Consider the following 13,394-nt stretch of genomic DNA (forward strand, 5'->3'; position numbering starts at 1 on the left):
ACATCATTCGAGGCGGAAAACCAGGTCCACTTTTCCGCCCGATGCGCATAGTGTCGCGTCCATGGCTGAAACCCCAGTTTTCTCGACGGCCGCCGTTGCGGCTCCCCATACCCTCGCGGCCGAGACCGGCCAGATGATTTTGGCGGCCGGCGGCAATGCCGTGGAGGCCATGGTCGCCATGGCGGCGACCGTCGCGGTGGTGTACCCCCACATGAACGGTCTCGGAGGCGACGGCTTCTGGCTCGTCCGGGAGCCTAAGGGCCGCGTGCATGCCATCGACGCTTCCGGGCCGGCCGGCGCCCTCGCGACGATCAAGCGCTACCGAACGAAGGGTTATGACGCCGTTCCTCCCCGTGGGCCGGATTCAGCGCTCACCGTGGCGGGCGCAGTCGCCGGTTGGGAGCTCGCGCTCGAACTGGCCCGTGCGCTCGGCGGCCAGCTTCCCCGCGAGCTGCTTTTCGGCGACGCCATCCGCCATGCCCGCGAGGGCTATCCGGTCTCCCGGTCCGAGGCGCGGTTCAAGACCAGCGAGGAGGCGGCCCTTTACGCGGTACCGGGATTTGCCGAGGCGTTCCTGGCCGAGGGCAAGCGGATGTCGGCCGGGACCTTGCGGCAAACGACCCGTCTCGCCGATACCCTGGAGCAGCTCGCCCATGCGGGCCTTCGCGATTTCTACCGCGGCGACATCGGGCGCGAGATCGCGGCCGACCTGGAGCGGATCGGCTCCCCCATCGTGCGCCGGGACCTGGAGACTTACCGCGCCCGCGTGGTCCAGCCGCTGAGCCTGCGGCTGCGGGGTTCGACCATTTACAACCTCCCGCCGCCAAGCCAGGGACTGGCTACGCTCATGATCCTCGGCATGTTCGAGCGCCTCAAAGCGACGCGCGGGGAATCGCCCGAGCATCACCACGGTCTGATCGAGGCGACAAAGCGCGCCCTCGGCATCAGCGCATCCGTGGTGACAGACCCGCTGCACCTCGCCCACGATCCGGCCGGGTGCCTTGCGTCATCGGCTCTGGAGAGAGAGGCTGCCCGCATCGATATAGGCCGGGCCGCGCCTTTTCCGCTCCGCCACTCGCCGGAGGGGGGTACGGTCTGGATGGGAGCCGTCGACCAGGACGGCTTGGCGGTTTCCTACATCCAGTCGGTGTACTGGGCCTACGGCTCAGGCTGCCTGCTGCCGAAAACCGGCATGCTCTGGCACAATCGCGGGGCAGCCTTCTCCCTTGATCCGGCAAGCCGCAATCCACTCGAGCCCGGCCGCAAGCCGCCGCACACCCTCAACCCGCCGCTTGCAGCCTTCGACGATGGCCGCGTCCTCGCCTTCGGCACCATGGGAGGCGAGACCCAGCCGCAGATCCTGGGGCAGATCTTCACGCGCTATCGTCTCGGCATGGGCCTCGCCGACACCGTGGAAGCACCGCGCTGGATCCTCGACAAGAACCGGGACTCGGAAACTGGGGTGCTGAGGGTCGAGAACGGCTTCGACCCCACGGTTATGCGGGCGCTTTCGCGGCTCGGTCACAGGATCGACGAGATGGACGAATCCGATGCCGAACGCTTCGGCCATGCCGGGATGGTCCTGCGGCAGCCGCGCAACGGAAGGGTCGAGGCCGCCCACGATCCACGGGCGGATGGAGGAGCGCTCGGGCTGTGAGCCATGGTCGAAGGAGCTCAGCTCGCGGTCACGGACGTCCACACCCCGAAGAGCAGGCTCAGGCCCAGCACCAGCACGAAGGCGGCAGCCAAGAGCTCGATGCCGGCGATCGCGACAGCGCCGCTCATGCCGCGGCCTCCCGCGGCCCGTAGCGCCAGAGCCTTGGCGAACACCGCCAGCGCCGCGATGGCGCCGGTAGTCAGCGCCGTACCCAACGCCATGGCGAAGGTGGCGGCGATGCCGGCCGCAAAAAGGCCCTGAGACAGGGCAAAGACCAGAACCACGAGAGCGCCCGCGCAGGGGCGGATGCCGGCGGCCAGCGCCACGCCCGCCATGTCGCGCCAGCGGGTGAGGCGACTGAGCTGTTCAGGCGGCGGCATGTGAACGTGGTCGCACTCCTCCGCCGGCGTGGCCGCAAGGGGATTGCGGCTGAGCGCGATGGTGCCCATCACCTTGCCGGCCTTGCGCCAAGTGATGGCGGCTCCGAGAAACGCCACGGCCGCGAAGCTCATCAGCTCCACGCCCTTGGTGACCTGGTTCATGGTAGCGGCCGTGGCCTTGAGGGCAAGGGCCAGGAGGCTCACCAGCCCGATGGCGACGAGCGCCTGGACCAAGGCCGCCGCGAGGCTCAAAGAGAAGCCCTTCACGAGCGCCCGCTCGTCCGCCACCACGTAGGCGGCGATCACGCCCTTGCCGTGACCGGGGCCGGCGGCGTGGAAGATCCCGTAAGCAAACCCGATGGCGAGCAGCGACCAGATGGCGGCTCCCTGCTCCTTCAAGGCCGTCACCGATTGTTGAAGGCTTCGGTAGAAGCCGCTTTGAACGGCCAGAATATAGGCGCCGATATCCCCGGATGGCGCAGCCTCGCGCAGGCCCATGCCGAAGGGATTGCGAACGGGCGGAGCCGCTGCGGGCGCAAGCCACCAGGCCAGGAGGGCCATGCCGCCCGCCACGAACGCGATGGCAGTCGCCGCGATACCGATGCGCCGCCAGAGACCGGCGCGCCCCGTTTCGGGCAAAGCCAGGGGTTCGGCCGTCACGGACATGCGATGATGGCCCGGTTGGCGTATTGCGCCCCGAAGCTGGAGGCGGCGGTCAGGGTCTGGAAGAAAGATTCCGACATACTTTGTTGCTCGGTGGTCTCGAGCGGCTTTGGCCGGGAGATGTTGGTCGCGCAACCCTTCGGGGCGCTGGCAAGCGTTACCGCGTCATTCCCGTCGGCCAGGGAAAAGCCGATGAACAAGGTCGGGTCGTAGATCTCGACCGAGGCTGTCCTGGCGCCCGTCGGAGCCTTGAGGGGCAGGAAATAGGACAGTGTCAGCGCCTCGTCCGCAAGGGCCATCGCATAGTCGCGCGGCGACGCGAATTCCTGCTTGCGCCCGTTCGCTTTCAGGACCGTGAAATAGTCGAACTCGACGAGGGATTCCGTGTTTTCCTTGGCGAGGTCCTGCAGTTCCTCGGAGGTCAGCTTCCCGTTGCTGTCCTTATCCAGGCCCTGAGTCACATAGGCCGAGTAGGCCTTGTCGAACGTCCAGGCGTGCCGAATGCCGGTCACATTTCCGCTAGTGTCGTACACCACCTCCGCCTTGGCGGTCACCCAGACGTGAGGATGCGCCAGGGCAGGGGACGCCCATGCGGCCAGGAGGGCAGCGGAAAGGCTGATGAGACCAAGGCGGTGGGTCATGCGTTATCTCGTAAAGCGACGCTTGAAGGATATCCTGAAGCGGTTGGACTGATCTTGTGACCCATCGTGGTTAATGGAGGCAAAACGGAGGCGCAGTTGATTGACGTTCTAAACTACATATGTCAGCATTACTGACATAAATCGTAACAGAACAAGACCGGACCAACCGGCAATGGGGCGAGGGCTCCAAGGAGGAAACGGGCAATGGCCAATAGCCATGTAGCGCTCCGTGACGTTACGCTCGACGACAAATACGATCTGACCAAGGATCGCGTCTTCATTACCGGGACGCAGGCGGTCATCCGCATGCTGATGATGCAGCGTGAGCGGGACCGGCTGGCGGGCCTGAACACGGCCGGCTACGTGTCCGGTTACCGTGGCTCGCCGCTGGGCGGCCTGGACCAGAACCTCTGGCGAGCCAAGAAGTGGCTCGAAGCCTCGAACATCGTCTTCCAGCCGGGACTCAACGAGGAGCTGGCGGCGACCTCCGTCTGGGGCTCGCAGCAGGCTGAGATTCGCGGCGACGGCAAGTACGACGGCGTTTTCGGCATGTGGTACGGCAAGGGCCCGGGCGTCGACCGCTCGGGCGACGTGTTCCGTCACGCCAACATGGCCGGCTCGTCCAAGCATGGCGGCGTGCTCGCCCTCATGGGCGACGACCACACGGCGGAATCCTCCACCGTGGCGCACCAGTCCGAATTCCACTTCGTCGACGTCATGATTCCGATCCTGAACCCGGCGGGCGTGCAGGAAATTCTCGATTACGGTCTTTACGGCTACGCCATGAGCCGCTTCTGCGGCACCTGGGTGGCGTTCAAATGCGTGAAGGAGAACATCGAGTCGACGGCGTCCGTCGACGGTTCGCTCGACCGCGTGAAGATCATCATGCCGGACGACTTCCTGATGCCGCCCGGCGGCCTCAATATCCGGCCGCGCGACGGCGTGCTGGACCAGGAAGCGCGCCTCCAGGACTACAAGCGCGACGCCATGATGGCGTTCGTGCGCGCCAACAACCTCAACCGCATCATCCTGTCGGGCGGACGTAATCCGAAAATCGGCGTCATTACGGTGGGCAAGTCCTATCTCGACGTGCGCCAGGCGATGGACGAGCTCGGTCTCGACGAGGTCAAGGCCAACGACATGGGCATTCGCCTCTACAAGGTCGCGTGCCCCTGGCCGCTCTCGCAGCGTGAATTGCTGCAGTTCGCCGAAGGCCTCGACATGATCATTGTGGTCGAGGAGAAGCGCTCGCTTATCGAGGTGCAGGTACGCGAGGAGCTATACGGCTCCGCCAACCAGCCGATCTGTATCGGCAAGAAGGACGAGAGCGGCAACTGGCTCTTTCCCGTCAAGGGCGCGCTCGATCCCAACGACATCGCCATCGTGATCGGCGAGCGGCTTCTCAAGTACCACAACAACGACGACCTGCGGGGCCGAATCGCACGCCTGCGCCATGCGCAGGAAGTGCTGGCCCTCACCAATGACGTCGCGACCCGCGTACCGCATTTCTGCTCCGGCTGCCCGCACAATTCCTCCACCAAGGTGCCGGAGGGCATGCGCGCCTATGCGGGCATCGGCTGTCACTACATGGTCCAGTGGATGGACCGGGAGACCGACGGCTTTACCCAGATGGGCGGCGAAGGCGCGAACTGGATCGGCGAATCCCCGTTCTCCAACCGCGGCCACGTGTTCCAGAACCTGGGCGACGGCACCTACAACCATTCGGGCGTGCTGGCGCTGCGCTGGTCGGTCGATACCAAGACCAACGTCACCTACAAGATCCTCTACAACGACGCCGTCGCTATGACGGGCGGCCAGAAGCATGAAGGCGGGCTGACCGTCGACATGATCGCCCGTCAGGTGCGGGAGGAGGGCGTTGAGCGCATCGCGCTCGTGACCGACGAGCCGGACAAGTATCCAAAATCCATCCGCTGGCCGTCCGGCATGACGATCCACCACCGCGACGACCTCGACGCCGTGCAGCGCGAGCTTGCTGGAATCCCTGGTGTCACGGTGATGATCTACGATCAGACCTGCGCCTCCGAAAAACGCCGTCGCCGCAAACGCGGCGAGTTCCCGGATCCGGACAAGCGCGTCATCATCAACGATCTCGTGTGCGAAGCCTGCGGTGATTGCTCGGTGCAGTCGAACTGCGTCGCCGTGCAGCCGGTGCCGACGGAGTTCGGCCGCAAGCGCCAGATCGACCAGTCCAACTGCAACAAGGACTTCTCCTGCGTGAAGGGCTTCTGCCCGTCCTTCGTGACCGTGCACGGGGGCAAGATCAAAAAGGCGGTGCCGGCTACGGGCTCCATGGACGGCGCGCTGTTCCGGCCGCTGCCGGATCCGGTCATCCCGGCGATCGATCGCACCTTCAACGTGATCGTGACGGGCGTCGGCGGCACGGGCGTCGTGACCATCGGGGCAATCCTCGGCATGGCGGCGCATCTTGAGGGCAAGGGACTGGGCATGATCGACATGGCCGGCCTCGCCCAGAAGGGCGGCGCGGTCTACAGCCACGTGCGGCTTGCCAACTCGCAGGACGACATCCACGCCATCCGCGTGACGGCGGAAGCCGCGCACCTGGTTCTCGGCTGCGATCTCGTGGTGACCGGCACCAAGAAGGTGCTGGCTTCGGTCAAGAAGGGCCAGACCGCGATGGTGGTGAACACCGCCGAGGTCATGCCCGGCGAGTTCACGCGCAACGCCGATTTCTCGTTGCCGACCGAGCGCCTGAAGCGCGCCATCACGTCGGCGGCAGGCCAGGAGGGCGCTGCCTTCGTGGATGCGACGACCATTGCCACGACGCTTCTGGGCAATGCCATCGCGGCCAATATGTTCACCCTGGGCTATGCCTATCAGACCGGTCATGTGCCGTTGACGGCGGCTGCCATCGAGAAGGCCATCGAACTCAACGGCGAGGCCGTGAAGATGAACCTCGCGGCCTTCACCTGGGGCCGCCGCGCGGCCGCCGGATCGGATGTCGTGGCGAAGCTTGTTGACGACATCAAGGGGCCTGCCGACGAGTTCAAGATCTCTGAAACTCTTGACGAGGTCATCGACCGGCGCGTTTCGTTCCTCACCGGTTACCAGAGCAAGGCTTACGCCAAGCGCTATCGCCGCCAGGTCGAGCAGGTTCGCGCCTTGGAAGACAAGGTCGTGCCGGGCTCCACGGCCTTGACGGACGCGGTCGCCCGCTCGCTCTTCAAGCTCATGGCCTACAAGGACGAGTACGAGGTGGCCCGTCTCTACACGGACGGACATTTCGAGCGTCAGGTCGCATCCACGTTCGAGGGCGAGAACCTGCGTTACGAGTTCCATCTCGCGCCGCCGCTCATGGCCCGCAAGGACCCGACGACGGGCGTCCCGCGCAAGATGAGCTTCGGGCCCTGGATGATGAAGGCCTTCCGGGTGCTGGCGCCGCTACGCATCCTGCGCGGCACGCCGCTCGACGTGTTCGGCTATACCCACGAGCGCAAGACCGAGCGTCAGCTCATCCGCGACTTCGAGGCGCTCATTGGCGAGATCATGGAAAAGCTCACGCCAGCCAATCACGCGACGGCCGTGGGACTTGCCAACATCCCGCAGAAGATCCGCGGCTTCGGCCATATCAAGGAGCGGAACCTCACGACCGCCAAGGCCGAGGAGGCGGAGCTGCTGGCCCGCTTCCGCGAGCCGGAGCAGCCGCTGCCGCTCGCGGCGGAGTGAACTCCGATCAAGCGTTGTCCCAGACGCCGCACGGCGATCTGAGATCGTTTGCCGAGATGAGCACCTGTTCCCTCCCCCTTGTGGGGAGGGTGGCCGCGTCAGCGGTCGGGTGGGGGTGGTATGACTGGGTGAAAGGCGGTGAGGTAAAGCTGTAGCGGCCTCGCGCTTCCATCATCGAGCATCGAGTTCTGACTTTCCGACCCCCACCCTCGATCCCTCCCCGCAAGGGGGAGGAAAGAACGCGCGCGTTTCACGATTTCCTAATCCAGCCGCCAATCGACCGGCTCCAGGCCCTTTTCCACCAACCACGCATTGGCGCGGCTAAAAGGTCTTGTCCCCTTGAAGTCGTTGAGCCGGTTGAGCGGGGAGGGGTGGCCGGCTTCCAGCACCAGATGCTTGCTCCGGTCGATGAGGATTGCTCGTTTTCTCGCCGGCGCGCCCCAGAGTAGGAATGCGACGGCGGGCTGTTTTTCCGAGACCGCCGCGACGGCCTGATCGACGAGTTCCGACCAGCCGAATTTCAGATGCGCACCGGACTTGCCGGCCTCGACTGTCAGGGCCGTGTTGAGCAGCAGGACGCCCTGTTTGGCCCAGTTGCTGAGATCGCCTGTCTTCGGCATCGGCTGCCCGAGATCCTGCGCCATCTCGGCCAGGATCGTCCGTAAGGAGGCAGGCAGGCGGCGCGCGCCCTGATACGAGAACGCGAGGCCATGCGCATCGCCCGGCGTCGGATAGGGGTCTTGTCCGAGGATGACCGCCTTCACCTGGTCGAGAGGCGTGAGCAGGAGCGCGTTGAAGACCGCGTCCGGCGGCGGGAGAACCTGGGCCCCGGTTTCAATGACATCATCGACCCGGGCGGTGACCTGATCGGCTGCGCCATCGTTGAAAAAGGGCAGTTCGCGCCATCCGGCGGCCCGAGGCTCGGCGCGAAAGGCCGCGAGGGCCTGGGTGACGGGACCTGTCATCGGTTGGGATACCCTTGGTAGAGGCCTGTTCTCCAGGCTGATGACGACAATAATTGCCCTGAATCCCGGCACATAGGGCCGTCGACAGGGAGTTTCTTCTGTGACACGTTGCCGGTCCAGGTTTTGTGCCGTTCATCAGTGAACCAAACCCGACATGAGGACAATCGACGATGCTTCCCAGCCGCTCTTTCGCCACCTTCCGCGCTGGCTTCCTAGGACTTTCCCTGCTCATGTCGGGCACCGCGCTCGCTCAGGAGGCCGTCACGATCCGGTTCGTCCAGACCAATGATATCGACCGGATGGGGGCTGAGAAGGGCCGCGGCGGCTTTGCCCGGCTGGCCACCGTCGTCAAGGAAGAGCGCGCCAAGGGGAACGCCTTCTTCATTCATGCGGGCGACACGATCTCTCCCTCGCTCCTGTCGGGTTTCGACAAGGGCGCGCATGTCATCGACATCCTCAACAAGATGGGCGTTGACGCCATGACGCCCGGCAACCACGAGTTTGACTTGGGGCCTGAGGCCTTCCGGGCCCGCATGGCCGAGGCGAAGTTCGACGTGCTGGCCACCAACATCGTGGACGGCAACGGCCTTCCGGCCAACACGAAGCCGGAGAAGATCATCGAGGTGCAGGGCGTGAAGATCGGCTTCTTCGGCCTTACCACCGAGGATACTCCCATTGCGTCGAGCCCCGGCAGCATCAAGTTCTCGTCCACCATCGACACGGCCCGCAGCAAGGCGAAGGACCTGCGCTCCAAGGGCGCCGACATCGTGGTGGCCATCGCGCACACGCCGCTTGAAGTCGACATGATCATTGCCCGCTCAGCCGGCATCGACGTGATCATCGGCGGCCATGACGAGCATCTGCTGGCCTTCTACGACGGCAAGGTCACGCTCACGGAATCCGAGTCCCAGGGCAATTACGTCGTGGTCACCGAACTCGCCGTCACGAAGGCCACGAAGGACGGCAAGACCACCGTATCTTGGACGCCGAATTTCCGCATCGTCGATAGCGCCACCGTGAAGCCCGATCCCGAGATCGAGGCGGTGGTCATGGGCTATGAGGACAAGCTGTCCAAGGAGCTCGACGTGGAGATCGGCGTGACCGAAACGCCGCTCGACAGCCGCCGCGCCACCGTGCGCGGAGGCGAGGCCGCCATGGGCAACCTCGTGGCGGACGCACTCAAGGCGGCGGTGGGCGCTGACGTGGCCATCACCAACGGTGGCGGGTTGCGGGCCGACAAGCAGTACCAGGCCGGCCAGAAGCTGACCCGCCGCGACTTCCAGTCCGAGATGCCCTTCGGCAACACCACCGTTCTCATCGAGATCACCGGCGCAAAGCTGAAGGATGCGCTGGAGAATGGCGTGAGCCAGGTGCGCGAGCTGGGCGGTCGCTTCCCGCAGGTCTCGGGCCTTCTGGTCGAAGTGGACACGAAGGAGCCGGTCGGCAGCCGGGTGAAGTCCGTCAAGGTCAACGGCGAGCCGCTCGATCCGGCCAAGACCTACAAGCTCGCCACCAACGACTTCATGGCCCGCGGCGGCGACGGCTATCGCGCCTTCGCGGAATCCAAGCAGCTCGTCGACGTCTCCGCCAGCCAGCTCATGGCCACGCAGGTAATCGATTACGTTGCGAAAGCCGGAAAGGTCGCCCCAAAGGTCGAAGGGCGCATCGTCCTGCGCTGACCGGGGCATCGAAGGCTGAGCGCTGTGACCTTGCGGCGCATACAGCTTCGCCCGACGACACGGTAGGCCTGAAGCCGGAGCGGAAAGTCTCCGGCTTCTTTTTTGGAGTTCAAGGGCAACCTTCGCTGTGCCATGCTGGAGGCGGTTCCTATAAGCTAAAGCGACGTCCCATTGCAGAGTACAGCGCGGTCGGCCCCTTCAGACTGGTCCCTCAAACGGCAGAGCCGATCTCTTTCACGGGGTCGCATCACGTTGATCATGGGCCTGTTCGGCGTCGCGTTCATCTTTCTGACGTTCGGCTACATTGCCTGGGAGCAGCGCAATCGCCTGATCGAGCAGAACGCAGACGATAACAGGAGCAACGCCTTCTTCATGGCGGATCATGTCGCCAGGCTCTTCGAGATCTCGGATCTGGCGCTCAAGCAGACCGCCGCTCTGGTGGCGGACGAGAGCTGGTACACGATCGAGCCGTCACGTCCCCTGTGGGAGCAGCTGCGCGCGATCAAGCAGGCGCTGCCCTACATCGACGACATCTGGCTCAATGATGCGGCCGGACGGCTGCGGATGACGTCGGGTCAATTTCCGACGCCCGAATCCAACGTGGCCGACCGGGATGCGTTCAGTGCACAGGCGCAGGCAGACCAAGGCCTGTTCGTGGGCGCGCCGATCCTCGGGCGCGTTACGAAACAGCCGACCTTCATGATCAGCCGGCGGCTTCAGTATCCGATCGGCTCGTTCCGGGGCATCGTGTCGGTGACCGTATCGTTGAACTACTTCAATCGGTACTGGGAGCGGCTGCGCTTGCCCAAGGGCAGCAGGGTGACCCTGCTGCGCGCCGATTCGACGGTTCTCGCCCAGCACCCGCCGCCAGCCGACGGCCTGTCCTTCATCCCTGGCGACAAGGCCGATTTCGACAGGGCGCTTGCGTCGGATTCCGTGGCCGGCACCTACTCTTATGAAAGCCAAGGCCAAGAACGCATCGGCTCTTACCATCGGGTCGGCGAAGCTCCACTCTACATTCGCGTCAGCATGCCGGCCGATGCCTATTGGAATCCCTGGATTGCCCAGACGAAACTCTACGGGGCGTTCGCCCTGATCGCCCTTCTGGCGCTTCTGAGCCTGACCACGCTCGCGTCGCAGCAGTTTCGGGAGCAGGCTGCCGGCGCGGCCCGCCTGGAGAAGGAGGTGCAGGCCCGCACCACGGCCCTGCAGGCGGAGACGAACGCCCTCGAAGTCCTCAACCGGACAGGCTCCGTGCTGTCGGCCGAACTCGATCTCGACCGGGTGGTCCAGAGCATCACGGATGCAGGCGTCGAGTTGACGGGCGCACAGTTCGGGGCGCTGTTCTACAATGTGGTCAGCAAGGAAGCCGAGAGTTACACCCTCTACGCCCTCTCCGGCGTGGCGCGGGAGGCGTTCTCCAAGTTCCCCATGCCGCGCAACACGAAGGTCTTCGCGCCCACCTTCGAGGGTGCGGGAGTGATTCGGTCCGACGACATCACGAAGGATCCGCGATACGGGCACAACGAGCCTCACAATGGCATGCCCGAGGGTCACCTGCCCGTGCGAAGCTATCTGGCCATTCCGGTGATCTCCCGGACCGGGGAGGTCTATGGAGGGCTGTTCTTCGGCCACGAGGAACCCGGTATTTTTAACGAAAGATCCGAGCGGCTCATGGTTGGCCTAGCGGCCCAGGCGGCGATCGCCATCGATAACGGGCGGCTTTATCAAGCGGCGCAGCATGAAATCGAAGAGCGCAAGCAGGCGCAGACCCAGCAATCGCTTCTGATCCGCGAGCTTCACCACCGGGTGAAGAACACGCTCGCGACCGTGCAGGCGGTGGTGGGCGCCACCGCGCGCTCTACCTCCAACATCGACGAGTTCTACGAAGCCTTCGTGGGGCGCATCATCTCCCTTGCCAACACCCATTCCCTCCTGACCGAAGCCGTGTGGCAGACCGCGTCCTTACGCGAGATCCTGGAAAAGGAGCTCAGCCCCTACAACGACCACAAGGGCGAGCGTATCACCCTGGAAGGCCCCGCCGTCGAGCTGCCCTCCGAGGCGGCCGTTCCCATCGGCATGGCGATCCATGAGCTGACCACCAACGCGGCCAAGTATGGGGCCCTGTCGGCGAGCACCGGGCGGGTCGCCATTCGGTGGTCGTCGGAGCCCGAGGAGGGGGGCGTCCGCCTCCGGCTGACCTGGGATGAAAGTGGCGGGCCCGAGGTGACGCAGCCCAAGAGGCAGGGCTTCGGCTCGCGCCTTCTGCACCGCGTGCTGACAACGCAACTCAGCGCCAAGGTCGAGATGGATTTCCGGTCGACGGGCCTGCATGTCTCGATCGACGCGCCTCTCAGGCAGGCGGCCCTCCTGGACCCGGCGGCCTGACCGAGTTGTAAATTTCCACCGGCGTGACACGCCATCACGTTGGCTGAACCGCCCGAACCTCCTATTTAGGATCGATCAAAAGTGCGGAGCCTTGTCCCAGGGCCGCCAAGGAATCTTCCATGAACGAAACAGTCAAGCTGGCCGATCTTCGCCAGGGCGTGCGTCCGGTGGATCATCCGGCGATAAAAACCGGTCGGATCGGCGTGCTGCTTCTCAACCTCGGAACGCCCGAGGGCACCAGCTATTGGCCGATGCGCCGCTACCTGAAGGAGTTCCTCTCCGACCGGCGCGTGATCGAGACCCCGCGCCTGCTCTGGTGGCCGATCCTCAACCTGATCATCCTGACCAAGCGGCCGGGCCCTAAGGGGCGCGATTACGCGAGCATCTGGAACAACGAGCGCGACGAGGGGCCGCTCAAGACCATCACCCGCGCCCAGGCGGAGGACCTGGCGGATCACCTGAGGGGAATCGCTGGCGACAAGGTCACGGTCGATTGGGCCATGCGCTACGGCAAGCCGGAGATCCGGAGCCGCATCCAGGCCCTGCTCGATCAGGGGTGCGACCGCATCCTCCTCGTGCCGCTTTATCCGCAATACGCGGCCGCGACCTCGGCGACGGCCTGCGACCATGCCTTCCGGGCTCTCATGGAGATGCGCTGGCAGCCGACCGTGCGCGTCTCGCCGCCCTACCACGACGACCCGGTCTATATCGACGCGGTGGTCAATTCTATGAAGCAGAGCTTGGAGAAACTGACCTTCGAGCCGGAGGTCATTCTCGTGTCGTTCCACGGGGTGCCGAAGGAATACCTTCTGAAAGGCGACCCCTATCACTGCCAGTGCGTGAAGACCTGGCGGTTGATGCGGGAGAAATTCGGCTGGTCGGCGGATAAGTTCCGCATGAGCTTCCAGTCCCGGTTCGGCAAGGCCGAATGGCTCCAGCCCTATACGGACAAGACGGTGCAGGCCTTGGCCGAGAGCGGCGTAAAGCGCATGGCCGTCGTGGCTCCAGGCTTCTCGGCCGACTGCCTCGAGACCCTGGAGGAGCTCGACGTGGAGAACCGCGAGATCTTCATGCATCACGGGGGCGAGCAGTTCGCCTATCTGCCATGTCTCAACGACAGCCAAGACGGAATGCAGGTGATCCGTCACGTCGTGGAGCGGGAGCTCCAGGGCTGGCTCTAGGCGGCCTTGAAGGATTGGGATAAAGCTTAGCCTTGTGCAACACAGTCTCGTTGCAGGGAGGCCCCATTGCCGTTCCAGTTTGGTTTCGACATCTTCGTCATCGCCCTCGTGCTGGTCGTCATCGTGACGATCGCC

At 64.6% G+C, this 13,394-nt stretch carries 8 protein-coding genes; 5 read left to right on the forward strand and 3 right to left on the reverse strand.

Annotation, left to right across the window (positions count from 1 at the left end):
• Nucleotides 1-61 precede the first annotated feature (61 nt).
• The gene (locus DRB19_RS04430) at nucleotides 62-1,657 is read left to right on the forward strand and encodes a gamma-glutamyltransferase family protein (protein ID WP_114184834.1); all 1,596 of its coding nucleotides are present in this window, start codon (nucleotides 62-64) and stop codon (nucleotides 1,655-1,657) included.
• A gap of 17 nt (nucleotides 1,658-1,674) precedes the next feature.
• Here the strand turns inward: DRB19_RS04430 and DRB19_RS04435 are convergent, their stop codons facing one another.
• Both DRB19_RS04435 and DRB19_RS04440 read right to left on the reverse strand, forming a co-directional pair.
• Nucleotides 1,675-2,703, reverse strand: a complete 1,029-nt coding sequence (locus tag DRB19_RS04435) for a nickel/cobalt transporter (protein WP_114184835.1) — start codon at nucleotides 2,701-2,703, stop codon at nucleotides 1,675-1,677.
• Complete coding sequence (locus DRB19_RS04440; protein ID WP_114184836.1) at nucleotides 2,694-3,341, reverse strand: DUF1007 family protein; 648 nt, start codon at nucleotides 3,339-3,341, stop codon at nucleotides 2,694-2,696. The genes DRB19_RS04435 and DRB19_RS04440 overlap by 10 nt, the downstream gene beginning before the upstream one ends.
• Before the next feature lie 204 nt (nucleotides 3,342-3,545).
• Between DRB19_RS04440 and DRB19_RS04445 the strand changes: the two genes are divergently transcribed.
• Complete coding sequence (locus DRB19_RS04445) at nucleotides 3,546-7,046, forward strand: indolepyruvate ferredoxin oxidoreductase family protein (RefSeq protein WP_114184837.1); 3,501 nt, start codon at nucleotides 3,546-3,548, stop codon at nucleotides 7,044-7,046.
• 260 nt (nucleotides 7,047-7,306) lie between these two features.
• Here the strand turns inward: DRB19_RS04445 and ung are convergent, their stop codons facing one another.
• A complete protein-coding gene (gene ung, locus DRB19_RS04450) occupies nucleotides 7,307-8,011 on the reverse strand; it encodes a uracil-DNA glycosylase (protein WP_114184838.1) in 705 nt (234 codons plus the stop codon).
• Nucleotides 8,012-8,181: 170 nt separating this feature from the next.
• Here ung and DRB19_RS04455 point away from each other — a divergent pair, with 170 nt between their 5' ends.
• The 3 genes from DRB19_RS04455 to hemH all read left to right on the forward strand — a co-directional run bounded on the left by DRB19_RS04455 (nucleotide 8,182) and on the right by hemH (nucleotide 13,259).
• Nucleotides 8,182-9,690, forward strand: coding sequence for a bifunctional metallophosphatase/5'-nucleotidase (locus DRB19_RS04455; RefSeq protein WP_245439276.1), 1,509 nt, complete (start codon nucleotides 8,182-8,184; stop codon nucleotides 9,688-9,690).
• Nucleotides 9,691-9,948: 258 nt separating this feature from the next.
• A complete protein-coding gene (locus tag DRB19_RS04460) occupies nucleotides 9,949-12,078 on the forward strand; it encodes a sensor histidine kinase (RefSeq protein ID WP_147021690.1) in 2,130 nt (709 codons plus the stop codon).
• 119 nt (nucleotides 12,079-12,197) lie between these two features.
• The gene (hemH, locus tag DRB19_RS04465; protein WP_114184840.1) at nucleotides 12,198-13,259 is read left to right on the forward strand and encodes a ferrochelatase; all 1,062 of its coding nucleotides are present in this window, start codon (nucleotides 12,198-12,200) and stop codon (nucleotides 13,257-13,259) included.
• The last annotated feature ends 135 nt before the right edge of the window (nucleotides 13,260-13,394 follow it).

It is taken from the genome of Microvirga aerophila (assembly GCF_003332305.1).
GTDB classification, from domain to species: domain Bacteria; phylum Pseudomonadota; class Alphaproteobacteria; order Rhizobiales; family Beijerinckiaceae; genus Microvirga; species Microvirga aerophila.